Genomic DNA, 19,457 nt, shown 5'->3' with positions numbered 1-19,457 from the left:
ACCACGTTGCTCCAACACATTGGCGGCAAGATAACCGGCACGCGATTCACGGTGGATTGAGCCGCAGGCGACGGCGCCGGTCGTCCCGTGTCCTTGGCATTGCCCCGCAAATCACTGAACGGATTCCGGCAGGCCCGCCTTGCGGAGTCCCTCGGCCAGCCGAGCGCGCTGGCTCAGGTAGCCGGGGGCGTCCCCGTGAGTCAGCAGCAGGAACGAGCTCATCCTGTCGTTGGGCAGCAGCTCGCGGTGCCTCACCATGTGCGCAGCCGCCTCGGCATTGTCACCGCGCAGCGCCTCGATGGCAGCCATCATCGCGTAGGGAAGCCCGCTGTTCGGATACTCGGCCGCCCATTTCTGCCACCAGCCGTAGGCCTCGCTGTCGCGCCCTTGCGCGAAGGCGGCTTCTGCCGAGGCAGCGTAGAACATGTAGAGCATGCGCGTGTCCGTCGGGCTGAGCCCGCGCGCCTTGTCGATGTGCCGTTGCGCTTCCTCGAACTGGCCGTGCCTGATCAGCGCGCGTGCGAGGTCGATGTGGCCGGTGGCGTAGCTCGGGTTGATGTCGAGCGCCTTGTTGTACACCTCTATCGCCGCCGTCGTCTGTCCGCGAATCATCAGCAATTCGCCCCATGGCACCAGGTTTTCCGGGACATCAGGCCCGAGGTCGAGCGCACGCTTGAGCGTGCGCTCACATGGGTCGAGCAGGTCTTGCGGATTGGCGTTGAATGAATTGCCGAGCTCTATGAGATAGGAAGAGCCAAGTCCCTGCGCGGCCGCCACGGATGTGGGGTCGATCCGCGATGCCGCCTCGAAGCGGCCGCGGGCCCTCAGTACCTCGTCTCGCGTCGTGAACCGGTTCAGGTCCCGCCAGCCCATCAGCGTGAGATCGACCGCATCGGGCTTGTGACCGGGCTGGCTGGCGCGCGCGCTCTCGATCTCGTAGTAGCGCACTCTGAGCATGCTGGCGATCCGCTGGGCCAGATTCGAGCGCACCGCGTCGCCGGCCGTCGCAAACGTGGAGCGGTTCAACCGGATCACCTCGCCCGTCTCGACCGAAGTCAACTCCGAGTCGACGGCGATGCCGCTGCCGTCGCGAACCACGCGGCTGCCAAGCACATAGCGCACCTTCAGTTCGCGGCCAATGCGAGCGATGTCGGGCTTCGCCGCGTCGTAGGGCGCGGCAGCGCCCGGACCCATCACCCGCATCCATTGGCGCAGCGAGATCTGGGTCGCAATGTCACTGCCCAGTGCATTACCAAGGGCCAGCGCACCTTCGACTTCATCAGGAACGATCACCGGCAATACCGCAACGGCGCGGCGCTTGGCGATCTCGGCATCGATGTGAAGCGGCGGATCCGCGTTCATCCGCCAAGCGGCGCCGGCAATGGCCAGCAAGAAGACGCAAAGGCTCCCCACCAGCCACCACGCCAGCATCGGCCGGCGGCGCGCACGATGGGCTTGCGTGGTCGGCCTCGTGCCAGGCTCTGGTCGCGCCTCATCGATCGCGGTGTCGAACATGTAGCCGCGGCGCGGCAGCGTCTTGATCAATCGCTGATCCCGATCCCCCAGCGCGGCGCGCAGCTCGGCAACACATTGCACCAGCGAATCGTCGGTCACCACCACGCCGCCCCAGATGGCGGTGATCAGTTCATCCTTGCTGAGGAGCCGCCCCGGATGCCGCAGAAAGTAACGCAGCATCGAGCGCGGCTTGGGCCGAAGGGCGATCGGGACACCACCCTTGCACAGCTCATCGCGCAGGAGATCGAACTCGAAGCCCGCAAAGCGGAGCGCACCGCCTCCAGCGCCCGGCTCACCGAACGCCAGCGCATTCCCGATTCCTCGACTGATCGTCGATGGCTCGTCGCTCATTCCTCCACCCCTCGGAGTTGCAGCGGCGCCGGCATTGGGGCTGCGACGGCGGTCGCGCTCCGACATTTTGTGCCTCTCGAAACGCGCGCGGGACGAATTTGTCAGTTTTCAGCACCGCCCCCGGGCGCCAAAAGGTCCTCTGCGCGTTCCGGCCGCCCCGGCGCATCGTGCGGCCGGGGCATCCATCGGCGATATATCGGCAATTCATCAGCGTCTTCTCGGGCCGCAAGGACGGGCTGCGCCAAAGAATGATCCTCGCCAACCGGCCGCACGCCTCGAGGAGGGCATCGATGAAAGCTGTCTGCGCCGCGTGCAAGGCGGAATATGAACTCGGCCGGAAGTTTTGCGGTGAATGCGGTGCCGGGCTCTCGCTTGCACCCGCGCCACTGGGCCCAGGCGGCAATCCGCGCATGACGCGACGCCAGATGACGGTGCTGTTCTGTGACCTGGTCGGCTCGACCGAATTGGCCGGGCGGATCGATCCCGAGGATCTGCTCGATGTCTTGTCGGCTTACGGCGATCTGGTCAGGCGGGTAGCCGCCCGCTTGGGAGGACTGGTCGCGAGAATCGTCGGCGATGGGGCCGACGTCTATTTCGGCTACCCCATGGCCAGCGAGGACGATGCAGTGCGCGCTGTGCATGCCGGCCTTGCGATTGTCGAGGAAGCAGCGCATCTGAAGGAAGCGGCCCAACTTGCATCCGCGGTGCAGGTCCGGGTTGGCATTGCCACGGGGCTGGTCGCTGTTGGTGTGCAGGAGACGCTGGCAATCGCCGGGGGCACCCCCAACCTGGCAGCGCGCATTCAGGCGCAGGCACAACCGGGACAGGTCGTCATCTCGCCCAGCACGCGGCGTATCGCGGGCAGCCAGTTCGAGTATCAGGATCTGGGTATCTTCGCGTTGAAGGGGTTCGACGAGCCTGTTCGCCTGACTGCAGTCATGGGGTCCGGTGCGATGAACAGCCGTTCGGCCTGGAGAGGTCACGACGCCGAATCCCCATTGGTCGGGCGCGACGCCGAGTTGGCGGCGCTTCTGGATTGCTGGAATCTCGCAAACTCACCGCAAATCACGGGTACTTTGGTCGTTGCCGAGGCTGGATTGGGCAAATCGCGGCTCGCCACTGAGCTCGATCGGCAGCTGGGCTCGATCGTGCACACGACCATGCGGCTTCAGTGCTCGCCCTTTCACGCCAACAGTGTGCTGCATCCATGGGTCCAGCATCTGGCGCTGGCCGCAGGCTTTGCGCGCGAGGATACGTCGCTGATGCAACTCGAGAAACTGGAAGCGCAGCTGGCAATTGCAGGCGTCGCGGCGGACCTGGATCTGAGTCTTGTGGCGTCGTTGGTGGGTCTTCGCAGCGCAGATCGCTATCCGCCAGTCAGCTTGCCGCCTCCGGCACAGCTACAAATGACCAAGGATGCATTGCAGCGGTATTTCGTGGGGCTCGCCTGTGGGCCATCCGCGATGGGAGACGGCAGGCCTGCGCCGCTGCTGCTGATCGTCGAGGATCTGCACTGGATCGATCCAACGTCCCTGGAACTCATCGACCAGATCCTGGCCGGACCTCAGACCGCGCCGATCCTGCTCTTGATGACCTCTCGACCCGAGTCAAGACCGGCACTCAAGACGGACCCGAGGGTCATCCCGCTTGGCCGCCTCGATGATCAGGCCTCACGCGCGATCGCGATGAGAGTGGCCGCCGAGATCGGACTCCCGGATTCGGCGATCGACACGATCATTCAGCGCAGCGATGGCGTGCCGTTGTATGTCGAGGAAATGACGCGGATGGTGATGGATTCGCACGGCGGCCTCGGCGGCGGCGCGGACCTGCGCCTGACCGACATCCCCGACACGCTGGTGGACCTTCTGATGGAGCGCCTGGATCGCCTGGGCGCGGCAAAGTGGCTGGCTCAGGTGGGTGCGGTGATCGGTCACGAGTTCCGCCGGCGCTTGTTGTTTGCCGCCGCGGACATGGATCGCGTCGCGTTCGACGAAGCATTGAATGCGATGCTGGATGCGAGTCTCATCCTGCCGGGCGACAACACCGGCGAGCGGTTCGCCTTCAGGCACGCGTTGATTGAAGACGCCGCCTACGGGTCGATTGTTCCGAAGACCCGGACCGCGTTGCACGGGCGCGTCGCCGACGTATTGGTGCGCGAATTCGCAGAGGACATGGCGCGCCAGCCCGAGCTTGCCGCGCGCCATCTGTCGAGAGCCAGCAGGTACCTCGAAGCGAGCCGCCAATTCCTCCAGGCAGGCAAGCAAGCCCTTGACCGTGGCGCCCCACGCGAGGCCGCCGCGCACCTGTCAGATGGAGTGGCGACCCTTTCCGCAGAGCCACGCGGCCTGGAACGTAGCGAGTCCGAGCTTGCGCTGCTCTCGGTACTCGGGCCGACCACGATGGTGCTCAAAGGGCCGGGTAGCCAACAGTTCCACGACGTTCAGAGGCGCGCGTTTGCGCTGTGCCATGAGTTGCCCGGCGCGCCGCGTCAGTTTCCGATCACCTATGGTCTGTGCCTCTACCACTGGGGCCGCACCGAGCTCGAGACTGCACGCGTGCTGGCATCAGACCTTCTCAGAGTCGCCCAATCGAAGGACGATGATGCCGAGGCGGTCATGGCGGCCAACACGATGATGGGGATGATCAAGCTGAGCTTGGGCGACGCGCAGGCGGCGCGCGCACATCTGGAGCGCTCGGTGGCGCGCTATGACCCGCAGCGTGACGTCGCGCTCTATCCGATCTATCTGATGGATTTCGGCGTCTTCGGTCGCTTCTATCTGGCGGTGGCCACCTTGATCACGGGCGACGAGGAGCGTGCAAGCATGCATGCGCGCGACGCCTACGAACTGGCGGGTCGCCTGAATCAACCGCACACCCTGGGTTTTTCAATGGTGGCCAATTGCACGATCGCACTGATGCGCGATCAGCCGGCGCTCGCTCTTCAGTTTGCCGAACAGTGCATAGACTTCTCCTCGCGCTTGGGCTTCTCCGAATTTGTCGGGATGGCGCGTATCGCGCGTGGATGGGCCACCGCACGCCAAGGTCAACTCGCCGCCGGCCTGGACGACATGGAGGCAGGCATTCGACTGTGGCAAGCAACCGGCTTCGAGAACTGGCAATCCTGGTTTGCGAGCCTCAGGGCCGAAGTGCTGATGAAACTCGGCCGCGGCGAGGAAGCGTTACGCGACATCGAGCATCAGATCGAGCGGATCAATCTCAGTGGAGAGAACGTCTTCCGCAGTCTTCTCGTTGCCCAGAAGGCCGAACTCCTGAGCAATGGCGCCGCCACTGCGATCAGCCTCTAGTCTTGTCAGTCCGTGTCGCCGAACCAGGGCTTGGAACCCGGTCTCGGGTTGAAGCCCTTGCCACCCTTGTGGATCTCCGCGTGGTGCAGTTCCCATTCGGTGCGCACGACATCGACGACGACCTTCAGGTTCACGCCCGAAGGAATCCGCCTGACCGTGAACGTGTAGGCGGACGGGCGCGCGATGCTCTCCTTCGCCATCGCGATCGCCTCGCTGTCAGTGGGAGGGGTCTCCGCCGTGATGTCGACCGGGCCGTTCTTGAACTCGTCCTTCGGCGTGAAGGTGAAGACCGTGTCCTTCCCGACGACGCGGCTGGAACCGAAAGTGAAGTCCTTCACGTTGAGCTTCTTCGCCCGGGCCTTGAGCAGATCCATCTCCTTGCCCCTTTGCGGGAACATGCCGTCGAACGCTACCTCATGGCTCTGGTCGGTGGTGCGCCTGAGCTTCTTTCGCATCGCAGCCCAGTCGGTGATGAAGGCGTACTCGGGCTTGGCCTTCATCTGTTTGAAGGCGTCCTCGTCAGACAGCTTGCTCGCGCCGGGCTCCTCGTAGAACGGATCAGCCAGTGATTCGGTGCCGCCGCCATAGCGCTGGCCGTGCGTCGGTGCAATCACGCGCGCGCTGCCGCCGAAAGCGGTACGCACTTCGCCCAGCATTTCCTCGCTGCGCCCGAGGTTGCAGCCCCTGATGAGGACGTTGGTCCAGAAGCCGACCAGGTCCGACTGGGGCTTCGTGATGTTGCCAGCCTCGTTGGCCTTCTTCAGTTCACCGTACTCCACCTTGCCCGGCGTCGCGTCGTGCGCATCGAGCGAGAACTGAAGGGTTCCATCCGGGTGCGCGTGCGAGACGATGATCAGATCCGCCACCGGCCTGCCCCCGTCGTTGACGCGCTGGTTGATGCCGTCGAGGTCGCGCACGTCCTCCACCAGCGTCGCGCCGGGATATTCGGCCTTGAAGAACTTCTTCGCCTCCGTATAGAACTTGTTGTCGCTCTTCTTGACGTCCTTGCCCATGATGAAGACGTAGTCGATGGCACCGCGGGCCGTGTCGACCCGCCCGATCTGCGCTTCGATTTCCTTGGCGACCGCCGGTGCGTCACCCTTGGCAATGCGCTGCAATACGTCGGGGCCCGCGACGATCGTGCCCGTGGTCCTCGGCCCGCTGCCCTTGAAATCGACGAGCACGCCCTTGCGGCCCTTGTCGTATCGGCTCCCGTTCAATTCGAAGTGCATGTCGAGCCCGTAGGCATTGATGAGCCGCCACACGACCTCGTGCACGGCAAACTCCGGCTTGCCGGAAGCCAGGGCGCGCTTGGCCAGCGCCGCGAGCGCCGTTTCCTCTTTGGTGATCGCGGCGGCCTCGTCGGGATCGCGCGGTCTCCGCTGCAGTTGCACGCCCGCAGGAGACGCGCCGCGCTGTTGAACGACGTGGGTCAGTTCATGCGCAAGCAATCGCCGCCCTTCGCCCACATCGCCCGCACGCCGGCCCGCTCCGAATACGATGCTGTGGCCCACCGTGTAGGCCTGGGCGTCGACCTCGCTCGCCGACGCCTCGGCAGCAGGACCGGAATGAATCCGGACCGACGAGAAGTCGGCATCGAAGCGCCGTTCCATGTCGCGTCGCAGGGCGGGTTCGATAGGGCTTCCCGGGCCCTGCAGAACTTGATGCACGCTCGCCGGCGCTTCGACCTGCGAGGGTTCGAACGCCGCAACCCGTGCGGGCACGGGCCGCCTTGCAGGCGCCACACGCGGAGCTTCCAACAAAGGACTTGCGCGATGCATGGAGCGGACCCCCGGCGAATGACGAATCCCGTGCAAGCACCGTCATTGCTTGCTGCGTGGGTGTGCATCGGATGGTGCGCCGATCCGCGTTGCCTCGCAAGGGTCGGGGGCCGCGACCTGCCGTTGGATCGATGGACCCCCGACCTTCGGACTATCCCCAAGCGGCAACCACAGGGCTAATATGCCAACCGTTCTTCTCGTCGCCCGCCACTTCGAAGAGGAAGGGATCGATCCATGTACGCGCCACAGATCGCCAGGGCACGGACAAGAAGCTCTGCGGGCCGGACACCGCCTGTCATGTCCGCGCCGCTGCGAGGCGTGATCCAGCGCAAGCTCACGATCGGGTCGGTCGACGATCCGCTCGAACACGAGGCCGACAGCATTGCCGAGAAGGTGATGCGATCACCCGACAGCGAGCTCTCCTTCACCCGCGCGCCACCTCGCATCAGCCGCGCATGCGCCCACTGCGAGCGCGAGGAAGAGCAGGAAAGACTCCTGCAGCGGTCGTCCGAGCCGGGCGAAGCCGTCACGGAGACGCTCGCGCGCGGCCTCGGTACATCCGGCGGCGGCCGCGCGCTACCGCCAGCCGCACGCGTCTTCATGGAACGACGGTTCGGGGCCGACTTCTCCGCCGTGCGCATTCACGCCAACGCCGAAGACAACGAGCACGCGCGCCAGTTGAACGCGCAGGCCTTCACGATCGGCAATCACATCCACTTCCGCAGCGGCAAGTTCGATCCCGATCACCACGCCGGCCGGCTGCTGCTCGCGCATGAACTCGTGCACACGCTGCAGCAGGGCCACGGGGTTTCGCTCGTGCAGTGCAAGACCAATGCCGAATGGCAATCCGACGCGACCGCGCTCGAAACCCGGATCCTGGCCACGTCCGAATACAAGGCCCTGAACGGCGAGGCCAAGGGCAACGTGGCCTGGATCATCGCGCAGGCCAGGACGAAGCCGCTCGGCGATGCCAAGAGCCAGCGCCTCTACTACCTGAACAAGCTGCTGAAAGCGATCACGACGCCCTATCACGGGACCACGACGGGATCGGGCTACGGCTGCTCGCCGGACACCGCGACGAAGAACCGCAAGGTTGTCGACGACGCCCTGAAAGAGGAAGAGCGCTGGGGCGGTGCCTACAACGATGTCGACGAGCTAGCGGTCGCCACGGCAACGCGCATGGTCGAGAGGACCGGCGAACAGGGGAAGAAGTACAAGGTGGACCGTAGCGACCCGATGAACATCCGCGTGAAGATCAAGGTCAAGCTCAACGGCGCACCCGACGAGGTTTCCAAGGTCAAGGGCCTCGAGGATGCGATCGAGCGCTCGATCTCCATGACGACGAAGGGCTACTACGTCGACATCGTGTTCGTCAACAGCACCGGCCCGGACGTGTTCGAGTTCACTGTGAAGTTCTGCGAATGGCCGAACTCGGGCAACTGGGCTTCGAGCCCGGTCACGCTCTCGCACGAGGTCCATCACGCGCTGGGTCTCGCGGACCGCTACGACTACATCGAATCGCACGCGGGCAATCCCGACATGAACCCCGAGATGCGGCTGCACTGGTTCGTCGAGCAGATGAAGAAGACGGCCGGCGCGCGCGACCTCTACAGCAAGATGGCCTACAACAACAACCCGCTCCTGGCCGAAGATGTCTGCGCGGTGGCATTTCCCGCAGGCGCCGATCGCAACAAATGCATCGGCGCGCGCAAGAGTCTCGATCCGGCCAACGTGCCTCCCTGAGCCAGTGCGAGTGGCTATGTCTATGGCCCTCGTTCTATTGCGGTCCGCCATTCCCGCGGGTAATGTCGGCTCCCCTTTTTCATGTCGATCGATCGGCCTGATTCGAAACAAGGAGAGTCGACCATGCCTTCCGCATTGCTGTCCCCTGGCGTCTATATCGAGGAAGTGCCAAGCGGGGTGCGCACCATCACCGGCGTGGCGACCTCCATCGCCGCGTTCATCGGCAGGACATCGCAGGGACCCGTGAGCGAGCCGGCGTTGATCACCAGCTTCGGCGATTTCGAGCGGCTGTTCGGCGGTGTCCAAATGGACTATCCGCTGAGTTATGCGGTGCAGGACTTCTACCTCAACGGTGGCAGCCAGGCCGTCATCGTGCGGCTGCAGTCGGGCGCCGCGGCCGCTGCGGCAGCGCTCGTCACTGGCGGTGCCAACAGCGAGGCGCTCGACCTCGTTGCGTCGAGTCCAGGGACATGGGGCAATGCGTTGAAAGCCGTCGTCGACGACGCGACGCGCGACCCGACCGACACCACGCTCTACAACCTCACGATCACGCAGGCCGGCGGCGCCACCGAGAAGTTCCTGAACGTCTCCTCCAGCAGCGCCAGTCCCCGCTTCGTGCCGCGCGTGCTCGACAGCAGCTCGCTCCTCGCGAAGGTGGCGCTGGACAGCAGCGGCCACTGGATCGCACCTGCGACGCGACCCCTGCCCGGCACCGTTTCGTTTGCCGGCGGGGTCGACAGCGCCCACCTGGCGAACGCCGACTATCTCGGCTCCGCGAGCCTGAAGACAGGCATCTTCGCGCTCGACAAGGCCGATCTCTTCAACCTGATGTGCATTCCGCCGGACACGCGTGGCGGCGACACGCCCGCGGCCGTCTACCAGGCGGCGATGGCCTATTGCGCGACGCGCCGCGCGGTGTTGCTCGTCGATCCGCTGGCCGCCTGGGGACAGGTCAAGGAAACCGCGGCCGCGAAGGCTTCCGATCCGAACACGGGCGTGGCCAGCCTCGGATTGACCGGCGACGCGGCGCGCAATGCCGCGATCTTCTTTCCGCGCGTGATCAAGTCCGATCCGCAACTCAACGGGCAACCCGACGTCTTCGCACCCTGCGGCGTGGTGGCCGGCATCATCGCGCGCACCGACGGCACGCGGGGCGTGTGGAAGGCACCGGCCGGCCTCGATGCGGCACTCAACGGCGTGCAGGGGTTGCAGGCCAACCTGAGCGACGGCGACAACGGCGTATTGAACCCGCTCGGCATCAACTGCCTGCGCTCCTTCCCGGTTTCGGGGCGCGTGGTCTGGGGTTCGCGCACGATGCGCGGCGCAGACCTGCTGGCCGACGACTACAAGTACCTGCCCGTGCGCCGGCTCGCGCTCTACATCGAGGAGAGCCTCTATCGCGGCACCCAGTGGGTCGTGTTCGAGCCCAACGACGAGCCGCTGTGGTCACAGATCCGGCTCAACGTCGGCGCCTTCATGCAGAACCTCTTCCGCCAGGGCGCCTTCCAGGGCCAGACACCCTCGGCGGCGTACTTCGTCAAGTGCGACAGCGAGACGACGACGCAGAACGACATCAACCTCGGCATCGTGAACATCCTTGTCGGCTTCGCGCCGCTCAAGCCAGCCGAGTTCGTCGTGATCCGCCTGCAGCAACTGGCCGGCCAGATCGCCGCCTGAGGAGAAGACCATGGCCCAGTTCACCGTCAACACCTTCCGCGTCGACCCCTACAAGAACTTCAAGTTCAGGGTCAAGTGGGACGGCAAGTACGTCGCCGGCGTGAGCAAGGTCGGCATGCTCAAGAAGACGACGGAGGTGGTCAAGCACCGCGACGGCGGCGATCCCAGCACGTCGCACAAGTCGCCGGGACGCACGGAGTTCGACGCCATCACGCTGGAGCGCGGCGTCACGCACGACCCCGAGTTCGAGCAGTGGGCCAGCAAGGTCTGGAATTTCGGCGGCGGCCTCGGGGCGGAAGTCTCGCTCAAGGATTTCCGCAAGGACATCATCATCGAGGTCTACAACGAGGCGGGCCAGAAGGTGCTGGCCTACAACGTGTACCGCTGCTGGGTGTCCGAGTTCCAGGCGCTGCCCGATCTCGACGCGAACGCGAATGCCATCGCCATCCAGCACCTGAAGCTGGAGAACGAGGGCTGGGCGCGCGACACGTCCGTCACCGAACCGACCGAACCCACCGTCAACGTCTGACGAGGACGCTCGCTTCGCAGCGCCTCTGCCATGCACACCCTGGCCGATTCCGACCTGCTCCACGTGTGGGAGACCATGCGGCGGCAGACACTCCCGCGCCGCGCGGCCGCGTTGCTCGCCATGGCGACACCGGACATGTCGCACAGTCAATTGGCCGGCATGACCCTGGGCGAGCGGGAGCGCCGGTTGCTGGATCTGCATGCGCGCTGCTTTGGGCCACTGCTGTCCTGCGTGGCGGACTGTACGCAATGCGGCGAGACTTTTGAATTCGAACTCGATGTCCGCGCCCTCTCGACCGGATGGCCTGCGCCGGCCGAGGTGGCGCAACCGCAGTCGATCGAGACACAGGACTATCGCATCGACATGAGGCTGCCGACCGTGGAGGACAGCATCGTGGTCGGCGACGGCCACGACGCCCTGCAGGCCTACAGGACGCTGCTGGAACGCTGCCTGGCCTGCACGACGCGAGCGGGCGAGGCCGTCGCGCCGGACGCGCTGCCCCCGCCGCTGCTGCAGGAAGCGGCCGCGCGAATGGAATCCGCTAACCCCGCTGCGGAGCTCATGATTTCCATGCCTTGCCCTTCGTGCGAGACGGTCTTGAACGAACCGCTCGATCTCGCGGCCTTCTGCTGGGCCGAGGTCGAGACCCGCGCGCCGCGCCTGCTCGCCGAAGTCCATGCATTGGCGTCTCGCTACGGCTGGAGCGAGGCAGACATCCTCGCGATGAGCCGCGTCCGGCGCGACGCCTATCTCGGAATGGTGTTGTCGTGACCAGCTACCTCGACCGGCTCGCGGCGCGACTCGTCGAGCCTCGGAGCCACATCAGGCCGCGTCCCTTGTCGCGCTTCGAGGTTGCCGATGCGCCCGCCACGTGGGTGGAAGAGGTTGGCATGGCCAGCGAAGGCGACACGTTGCGCACACAGCCGATGCGTGCCGCGGACGATCGAGGCGACGTCGTCCGGCAGGTCGCGTCGACCACGCCGCCGCTGCCCACCGAAGCGGCGGCGACCCATGCAGATCCGCACCCGGCTTCCGCCACGAATGCGAACGACATCACCGCTGCGCCCTCCGCCCGCGATGCTTCGACTGCCGAAGCACGCGACGTTCGCGCGCGGTCACGCCACGACCTTGCCTCGCCGATGGCCGAGCCGTTCGAGGCGCCCCCGGCGCGTCGTCCCGCAGCGGTTCCCACCATCCCCGCTGCGATGCCCGCTTCGTTCGCAGCCCAGCCGCCGCCGCAAGACGCCATCGAGCTTCCAGGATTCGAAGACCGCATCGCCCCCTGGCGCGCTCCCACCGAACGGCCTGCAGAGCCTGCGACCGACACGCGCACGGCGACGCAAGGTCCCATCCCCACTGCCAAGCCGCAGCAACACGGCAAGGCAGGAGCAGCACCCGACGACAAGCCCGCCGTCGTGCAGGTCACGATCGGAAGGCTCGAAGTCCGCGCGCCCGAGACGCCGCGCCGGCCCATCGCGAAGCCGACGCGCGCCGCGCCGCGCATGAGCCTGCAGGACTACCTTCAGCGCCGCACCGAAGGCCGCGCAAGATGAGCAATGCGCTCGCCATCGCCAGCGTGACGCGTGGCCTGCGCGCATTGGTCAACCAGGCCTTGCAGGCGCCCCTGCCCGCCAACCTTCCGGCCGACACCGTGCCCACCACGCAGATCCAGGTGACGACGCTGCCGCTCGACAAGGTGCGCACCTTCTCGGCGAACGGCAATCTGCTCAACCTGTACCTCTACAGCACGGTGCCCAACCCGGCACTGAGCAACGGCATGCCTCCGCGCGGCGGCCCCGCGGGCGGCGAACCGCCGCTTGCGCTCAACCTGCACTACATGCTCACGGCCTTCGGGCAGGACGACAACGAGCTCATCGCGCAACTGTTGCTCGGCCGCGCCATGCTGGCGTTGCACGACAACCCTTTGTTGATGCCGTCCGACCTCGCCGACGCCCTGGGCGCGGCCGACGTGCAGGACCAGATCGAGCGCGTTCGCATCACGCCGCATTCGCTCGGCTTCGAGGAAATGTCGAAGCTCTGGATGGCCTACCAGACGCAATACCGCCTCTCTGCCGCGTACGAGGCCTCCGTGGTCCTCATCGACAGCGCCCGGCCCGCAAAGGTCGCGCCGCCGGTGCGCGCTGCAAGCATCGTCGTCGCGCCGTTCCGTACGCCGACGATCGACCAGGTGACGCCGCAAGTCGCCGCGTCCGGCGCGACGATGACGCTCGCGGGATCGAATCTCGGCGCAGCGACGACACAGGTGGTCGTGGCCGGCCTGCGGGTGACGCCGTCGACGATCGGCGATCGCACGCTCTCCTTCACGCTGCCCGCGGGCGTTCCGGCCGGCGTGAACACCGTGCAGGTAGTGCAGGAAGTGCCTCTGGGATCGCCGCCGGTGGTGCATCCGGGCGTGGGCTTCGAGTCCAACGCCGCGGCCTTCATGCTCAGTCCGAGCATCACCACGGCCTCGCCGATCAGCGTCGCGCGCGGTGCGGTGCTGCAACTGGCCGTGGCGCCGCCGGTCGGCCGCAGTCAACGCGCCGTGCTGCTGCTGGACGACCAGCAGGTCGCATCGGCGCCGCATGCACCCGGGGACCCGGACACGAGCGGCACGGTCTCGTTCCCGATTCCCTCGGCCTTCGTCGCGCGCAGCTACCTGGCCCGCGTGATGATCGACGGCGCGTGCAGCGCCCTGGTGACGGACACCACGCCCGCAAGCCCGACCTTCAACCAGTTCGTGGGCCCGACGGTGACACTCACATGAACGCCGGCGCCACACCCCTGCAGAGCAACGAGCTCGCGCTCGGCACAGCGCTCGCGTGGCTTCGCGAACGCCTGCAGCGGCTGGCTGATCGGAGGGAGCCTCCGGTTGACGGTGAAGGGGAAGACCTCGTTCCCGTGCCGACACTCGCCGCGCTTCAGCAGCGGCTGGGGCTTTCGACGTTCGAGCGCAACGTCTTGCTGCTGTGCGTCGCGGCGGCGCTCGACACGCGCATCGGTGCACTGTGCGCGCAGGCGCTCGACGAGCCTTCGCGGTCGAGTCCGAGCTTTGCGCTCGCGATGGTCCTGTTCGACGATCCCGCGTGGGAGGCCCTCTCGCCCGACCGGCCCCTGCGCTACTGGCACCTGGTCGACGTGCACGCCAGCGGTGCGACGCCCTTGACGATGAGCGCGCTGAGGGCGGACGACCGGATCGTCGACTACATCAAGGGCCTCAATCGCCTGGACGAACGCATCGCGCCCGCGTTGCTGCCGATCGCCACGGACGACCTGCAACCGCTCCCGCCCTCGCAGCAGTCGGCAGTGGATTCCCTGCTCGCATTCGTGCACAGGTCCGACGACGCGGCGCTCGCGCCCACCCTGCAGCTGACCGGCATTGATTCGGCGAGCAAGCAACTGGTGGCAGGCCACGTTGCGGCGAGCCTGGGGTTGCGCCTCGAACGCATCGGGCTTTCCGCGCTGCCCGCGCAAACCGTCGATCTCGACGCTTGGTGCCGGATCTGGCGGCGCGAAAGCCTGCTGATGCCGCTGGCGCTCTACATCGACGCGCACGATGTGGCGCCGGGAGAGTCGACGGAAGCGAGCGCCGCCGTGCTGGGGCGTGTGCTCGACCGGCTGCAGGCGCTGGCCCTTGTCGCGACGCGGGACGCGCACGCGCTCGGCGCCGGCGGCCGCGAGGGCCTCCTCGTGACGTCGATCGACAGGCCCACGGCCACCGAACAGACGCAGGCCTGGCTCGACCTGCTCGGCCTGCCCGGTGACGAGCGCGACACGCTCGCGTCGCGGCTGGCGAGCCAGTTCAACTTCAACCTGCCGCAGATCGCTTCCATGGCACGCAGCGCGGGACTCGCGAGCCGAAACGATCCTGGCGAAGTCGCCACGGCGCTCTGGACCGCCTGCCGCCAATGCGCGCACTCGAAGATGGACCTGCTCTCGCAACGCATCCAGCCCAAGGTCGACTGGGACGACATCGTGCTCCCTGCGGATTCGCTGTCGCTGCTGCACCAGATCGTGGCCCAGGTCGCCCTGCGTCGCAGGGTCTACGGCGACTGGGGCTTCGAGCGCAAGATGAGCCGCGGCCTCGGCCTCAGCGCGCTCTTCCATGGCGAGAGCGGCACCGGCAAGACGATGGCGGCGGAAGTCATCTCGAACGCGCTCGAGCTCGACCTCTACCGCATCGACCTCTCGGCGGTGATCAGCAAGTACATCGGCGAGACCGAGAAGAACCTGCAGCGCATCTTCGATGCCGCGGAGGACGGGGGCGGCATCCTCTTCTTCGACGAGGCCGACGCGCTGTTCGGCAAGCGCAGCGAGGTGCGCGACAGCCACGACCGCTACGCGAACATCGAGACCAACTATCTGCTGCAGCGCATCGAGGCCTTCCGGGGGTTGGCGATCCTCGCAACGAATCTGAAAGGCTCGCTCGATGCGGCCTTCATGCGGCGGCTGCGCTTCGTCGTGCCCTTCACCTATCCCGGCCCGCGCGAGCGTGCGTTGATGTGGCAGCGCGCCTTCCCGGCGGACACGCCGACCGAACGGCTCGATGCGGTGCAACTCGCGCGGCTCGACTGCACCGGCGGAAGCATCCACAGCATCGCGCTGAACGCCGCCTTCCTCGCCGCGCACCGCGGCAGCAGCGTGACCATGGACTTGGTCTACCAGGCTGCGCGCAGCGAGCTTCTCAAGCTCGGCCGGCCCATCAACGAAGCGGATTTCCGGCCAGCGGCCGTGCAAGGAGCGCACGCATGAAGATCGAACTGCACATCGACCGGCTGGTCGTCGACGCGGCAAGCGGCGCCGCGCACGATCGCGAACGGTTGGCGCGCGAGGTGTCGCAGGCGCTCGCGCAGCGCATGGACGCCCGAACGGCGGCGCAACACGTCCCGGCGTCGGGGCAGCCCCTCGCGCACCGCATCGCCGCCGCAGTGCATCAAGCCATCCCGGGCGCACCGCGCGGAGGCCGGCCATGAGCAGCTTCCCCGGTTCACCACGGCTCGTGAAGGGCGCGATCGTCGGCATCGATCCGTTCAATCCGCTCGCGAGCATCATCAGCTTTCAATACAACCCGGACACGATGACGCGCCAGATCGAGGCGCAGACCACGCGCTCAGATGACGGCGATCGGGGCGAGGCGCTGCGTCTGAAGGGCGCGCCGGTCGAGACCATCTCGCTCGACGTCGAGATCGACGCCACCGACCAGCTCGAACAGGCGAACGCGCTCGCCGTGAGTTCCGGCATCTATCCGCAGCTCTCGGCGCTGGAAATGCTGGTCTATCCGAAGAGCAGCCTCGTGATTGCCAACACGATCCTGCTGGCTGTCGGAACGATCGAGATCATTCCGCCGGCTGCCCCCTTCACGCTCTTCATCTGGGGGCCGCAGCGCGTGCTGCCGGTGCGCATCAGCACCTTCTCGATCACCGAGGAGGCCTACGACGTCAATCTCAATCCGACCCGCGCCAGAGTGCAGCTCGGCCTTCGCGTGCTCAGCTACAACGACCTGCCGATCACGCATCCCGGCTATGCGCTCTTCCTCGCACACCAGGTGGCCAAGGAGACGATGGCCACGCTCAACACGGTCGGCAATGCGTCGGCGTCGGGTTCGCTGTCGTTCAGCGGCGGCGTCAGCACGGGGATGTAGGCCATGGCCACGACAAGCCGCTATGCCAGCCTTCCCGTGCTCACCTACATCGGCGCGGACGGGCGCGCCGTCAGCTATTTCAGCCGGCGCTTCCTGCCGCCGGGCAGCAGCATGCCGCTCGTGATGAACGTCACGGTCACGCAAGGCGACCGGCTCGACCTGATCGCCGCGCGCACGTTCGGCGACCCGGAACAGTACTGGCGCATCTGCGATGCCAACGATGCGCTCGACCCCTTCGAACTCACCTCGACGCTCGGCCGTGTGCTGCGCATCGCATCACCGCAGTTCTGAGCATGGACTTCCTCGGCATCCACCTGACCTTGCTGATCGGCCCCTCGGTGCCGCTGCCGGCGCCTGTGGACCTGATGGAGGCGCTCGAGGAGGTGGAGGTCCACACCGGCGACGACCGGTCGGGCTTCCAGATCCGGTTCCAGGTCGGGCGCTCCGGGCCGGCCGACCTGCTCGACTACGCCCTGCTCGCCAGTCCCTTGCTGCAGACCTGGAACCGCGTGATCGTGATCGTCACCTTCAATGCCACGCCGCGCGTTCTGATGGACGGCTTCGTGACGCAACGCGAGTTCTCCGCGAGCGACGAGCCCGGGCGCTCGTTCGTGACGCTGACGGGCGACGACGTGAGCGTCAAGCTGGACCTGGAGGAAAAGAGCGCGGAGCACGTGGGCCTCGACGACGGGCTGGTCGCGTTGAAGCTCATCGGCAGCTATGCCGGGTACGGGCTCATTCCGGACTGGCTCCCGCCGCCGGTGATCGATCCGCCGCTGCCCATCGACCGCGTGCCGGTGCAGATGCGCACGGACCTCGAACACCTGCGCTTCCTGGCGCTTCGCCACGGCTACGTGTTCTACATCGTGCCCGGTCCCGTGCCGATGACCAACACGGCCTATTGGGGCCCGCCCGTGCGCGTCGGACTGCCGCAGAGCGCGATCACGGTCAACATGGGGCCGAACAGCAACGTCTCGGACTTCAGCGTCCACAGCAACGGCCTCGGGCCGACGCAGGTGAGCGGCAAGGTGCAGGACCGCCTGACCAACCAGGCGTTGCCGATCCGGCTCTTCGCGAGCCTGCGGCCGCCCCTCGCCGCACTGCCTGCGTGGCTCGTGGACCAGCCCAACGTCCGCACCACCCAGTTCCGCGAGACGGGCATCGACGGGATGCAGGCCTACGGGCGCGCGCAGGCCCTGCTGGAGGATTCGATGGACCTGGTGGTCGCCAATGGCGAACTCGATGCGCTGCGCTACGGCGACATCCTTCAGCCGCGCGGGCTCGTGGGCGTGCGCGGAGCGGGCTACCTGCACGACGGGCTCTGGTACGTGAAGAACGTGAGGCACCGCATTCGCAAGGAAAACTACTCGCAGTCGTTCACGCTCGCGCGCGAAGGCTGGGGATCGACCGTCCCGGTGGTGAGGCCATGAGCGCTGCGCCGGGCCGCCCCAAGCAAGCTCGCACCGCAGTGCGAAGCACGGAGGTCATCCAGTGAATCCGTTCTACGGCAAGTACCGCGGCAAGGTCGAGAACAACGTCGATCCGATGATGCTCGGGCGCGTGCAGGTCAGCGTGGCGGCGGTGCTCGGAGAGGGCACGCTGTCGTGGGCCCTGCCCTGTGCGCCCTACGGCGGCTCGGGCGTGGGCTTCTTCGCCGTGCCGCCGGTCGGCGCCAACATCTGGGTCGAGTTCGAGGGCGGCAACCCCGAGCAGGCGATCTGGAGCGGCTGCTTCTGGGGCGCTGGCGAGGTGCCCGCGATGCCGGCCGTCGCGGAGATGAAGGTGTTCAAGACCGACTGCATCAGCCTCCAGATGAGCGACCTTCCCGGCGTGGGTGGCTTCATCCTGGAGGTCAGTCCCCCGGCGGTGGGGGTGCCGCTCAAACTCACGCTCGATGCCGATGGCATCAAGCTCGCGATGGCCGCGTTCAGCATCGCGATCGGAGCCACGGGCGTGTCGATCAACGATGGCGCGCTGGAGGTCATCTGATGCCCGGCTTCCTGCTCGACCAGACTTCGATGGTGACCTGCATGCATGCGGGACAGGCGAAGGCGACGGCGCCGTTTCCGCGTGTCACCTTGAACAAGCAGGCGGTGGTCACCCAAGCCGCGGCCTACATGGTCTCGGCCTGCGCCTTCAATGTCTCGGGTGCACCGAGCCCGTGCGTGAGCGCGATGTGGACGACCGTCGCGACCCGCGTCAAGGCCGGCGGCGCGCCGGTGCTGCTGGTGGACAGCCAGGCGCAGTGCGTGCCCAACGGCACCGGCGTGCTGGTCGCGCCGTCGCAGGTCCGTGCAAGGGGAACGTGATGCAGCTCGGCTATCCCTACGGATTCGATGCGCAGGGCCGTACTGCGCAAGCCGCGGGCGATGATCACATCCGCGATCTCATCGAGCAGGTGCTCTTCACCGCACCGGGCGAGCGCGTGAATCGCCCGACCTTCGGCACGGGGCTGGCGCAACTGCTCTTCGCGCCCACGAGCCCCGAACTGGCGACCGCGACCCAGTTCCTGGTGCAGGGCGCGCTGCAGCAGTGGCTCGGGGACCTGATCAAGTTCACCGGCGTGCAGGTCGAGAGTGTGGACAGCACGGTGACGGTGACTGTGCAGTACGTGGTGCTGGCAACGCAGCAGCGCATGTCCGCGGAATTCACCCGGGGCGGGGGCTAGCATGAAGACCAGTCATTCAGATCCGGAAGGGATGGGGCGGGCTCACGCCGACGGCGTACTCTGCTCCGCGAATGTCCCCCGGCCTTCGGCCTCCTCCTTTATTTCGCTGCGCAGAGCACACCATCGTCGTGATCCATCACGGTCGTGCTTGATCGGCCGGCACAACACAGCGGTTCCCGTGGCGAGGATGCCGGGTGATCCCCGCAGCGAAATAAAGGAGGAGGCGAAGCCGGGGGACATTCGCGGA

17 protein-coding genes are annotated in these 19,457 nt (G+C 66.6%); 15 read left to right on the top strand and 2 right to left on the bottom strand.

Annotated elements, in window-relative coordinates; all coding sequences use genetic code 11:
* Nucleotides 1-111: 111 nt before the first annotated feature.
* Entirely contained in the window at nucleotides 112-1,866 is a 1,755-nt protein-coding gene (locus tag AC1DHL_RS01650) for a winged helix-turn-helix domain-containing protein (RefSeq protein WP_478160098.1), read from the bottom strand.
* Between the two features lie 290 nt (nucleotides 1,867-2,156).
* Here AC1DHL_RS01650 and AC1DHL_RS01645 point away from each other — a divergent pair, with 290 nt between their 5' ends.
* A complete protein-coding gene (locus AC1DHL_RS01645; RefSeq protein ID WP_478160096.1) occupies nucleotides 2,157-5,171 on the top strand; it encodes an adenylate/guanylate cyclase domain-containing protein in 3,015 nt (1,004 codons plus the stop codon).
* 5 nt (nucleotides 5,172-5,176) lie between these two features.
* On the opposite strand, the gene AC1DHL_RS01640 is transcribed toward AC1DHL_RS01645, so the two are convergent.
* On the bottom strand, nucleotides 5,177-6,895 hold the full coding sequence (locus tag AC1DHL_RS01640) for an eCIS core domain-containing protein (protein WP_478160094.1): 1,719 nt from the start codon (nucleotides 6,893-6,895) through the stop codon (nucleotides 5,177-5,179).
* A gap of 354 nt (nucleotides 6,896-7,249) precedes the next feature.
* On the opposite strand from AC1DHL_RS01640, the gene AC1DHL_RS01635 reads away from it, so the two are divergent.
* The 14 genes from AC1DHL_RS01635 (at nucleotide 7,250) to AC1DHL_RS01570 (ending at nucleotide 19,210) form a co-directional block, all read left to right on the top strand.
* On the top strand, nucleotides 7,250-8,695 hold the full coding sequence (locus tag AC1DHL_RS01635; protein ID WP_478096189.1) for an eCIS core domain-containing protein: 1,446 nt from the start codon (nucleotides 7,250-7,252) through the stop codon (nucleotides 8,693-8,695).
* 123 nt (nucleotides 8,696-8,818) lie between these two features.
* Complete coding sequence (locus AC1DHL_RS01630) at nucleotides 8,819-10,372, top strand: phage tail sheath family protein (RefSeq protein ID WP_478096191.1); 1,554 nt, start codon at nucleotides 8,819-8,821, stop codon at nucleotides 10,370-10,372.
* 10 nt (nucleotides 10,373-10,382) lie between these two features.
* Nucleotides 10,383-10,901: a phage tail protein gene (locus AC1DHL_RS01625; RefSeq protein WP_478096193.1), complete on the top strand. Its 519-nt coding sequence runs from the start codon at nucleotides 10,383-10,385 to the stop codon at nucleotides 10,899-10,901.
* A 30-nt stretch (nucleotides 10,902-10,931) separates the two neighbouring features.
* A complete protein-coding gene (locus AC1DHL_RS01620) occupies nucleotides 10,932-11,672 on the top strand; it encodes a hypothetical protein (RefSeq protein ID WP_478160092.1) in 741 nt (246 codons plus the stop codon).
* A complete protein-coding gene (locus tag AC1DHL_RS01615) occupies nucleotides 11,669-12,454 on the top strand; it encodes a hypothetical protein (protein WP_478160090.1) in 786 nt (261 codons plus the stop codon). Before AC1DHL_RS01620 ends, AC1DHL_RS01615 begins: the two co-directional genes overlap by 4 nt.
* Nucleotides 12,451-13,668 (top strand): Pvc16 family protein, encoded by a 1,218-nt coding sequence (locus tag AC1DHL_RS01610; RefSeq protein ID WP_478160088.1) that lies wholly within the window; start codon nucleotides 12,451-12,453, stop codon nucleotides 13,666-13,668. Before AC1DHL_RS01615 ends, AC1DHL_RS01610 begins: the two co-directional genes overlap by 4 nt.
* Nucleotides 13,665-15,653: an ATP-binding protein gene (locus AC1DHL_RS01605; RefSeq protein ID WP_478160086.1), complete on the top strand. Its 1,989-nt coding sequence runs from the start codon at nucleotides 13,665-13,667 to the stop codon at nucleotides 15,651-15,653. Before AC1DHL_RS01610 ends, AC1DHL_RS01605 begins: the two co-directional genes overlap by 4 nt.
* Nucleotides 15,650-15,874 (top strand): hypothetical protein, encoded by a 225-nt coding sequence (locus AC1DHL_RS01600; protein WP_478096201.1) that lies wholly within the window; start codon nucleotides 15,650-15,652, stop codon nucleotides 15,872-15,874. The genes AC1DHL_RS01605 and AC1DHL_RS01600 overlap by 4 nt, the downstream gene beginning before the upstream one ends.
* A complete protein-coding gene (locus tag AC1DHL_RS01595; RefSeq protein WP_478160084.1) occupies nucleotides 15,871-16,542 on the top strand; it encodes a hypothetical protein in 672 nt (223 codons plus the stop codon). Before AC1DHL_RS01600 ends, AC1DHL_RS01595 begins: the two co-directional genes overlap by 4 nt.
* Nucleotides 16,543-16,545: 3 nt before the next feature.
* On the top strand, nucleotides 16,546-16,833 hold the full coding sequence (locus AC1DHL_RS01590; RefSeq protein ID WP_478160082.1) for a LysM domain-containing protein: 288 nt from the start codon (nucleotides 16,546-16,548) through the stop codon (nucleotides 16,831-16,833).
* Between the two features lie 2 nt (nucleotides 16,834-16,835).
* Nucleotides 16,836-17,972: a hypothetical protein gene (locus AC1DHL_RS01585; protein ID WP_478160080.1), complete on the top strand. Its 1,137-nt coding sequence runs from the start codon at nucleotides 16,836-16,838 to the stop codon at nucleotides 17,970-17,972.
* 61 nt (nucleotides 17,973-18,033) lie between these two features.
* Nucleotides 18,034-18,531 (top strand): phage baseplate assembly protein V, encoded by a 498-nt coding sequence (locus AC1DHL_RS01580; RefSeq protein WP_478160078.1) that lies wholly within the window; start codon nucleotides 18,034-18,036, stop codon nucleotides 18,529-18,531.
* Nucleotides 18,531-18,851, top strand: coding sequence for a hypothetical protein (locus AC1DHL_RS01575; protein ID WP_478096209.1), 321 nt, complete (start codon nucleotides 18,531-18,533; stop codon nucleotides 18,849-18,851). Before AC1DHL_RS01580 ends, AC1DHL_RS01575 begins: the two co-directional genes overlap by 1 nt.
* On the top strand, nucleotides 18,851-19,210 hold the full coding sequence (locus AC1DHL_RS01570; protein WP_184527087.1) for a GPW/gp25 family protein: 360 nt from the start codon (nucleotides 18,851-18,853) through the stop codon (nucleotides 19,208-19,210). Before AC1DHL_RS01575 ends, AC1DHL_RS01570 begins: the two co-directional genes overlap by 1 nt.
* The last annotated feature ends 247 nt before the right edge of the window (nucleotides 19,211-19,457 follow it).

The sequence above is a fragment of the Variovorax sp. 10L426 genome, from assembly GCF_056395305.1.
The sequence above is the reverse complement of the archived record's forward strand: the minus strand, read 5'-3'. Positions and strand labels throughout refer to the sequence as shown.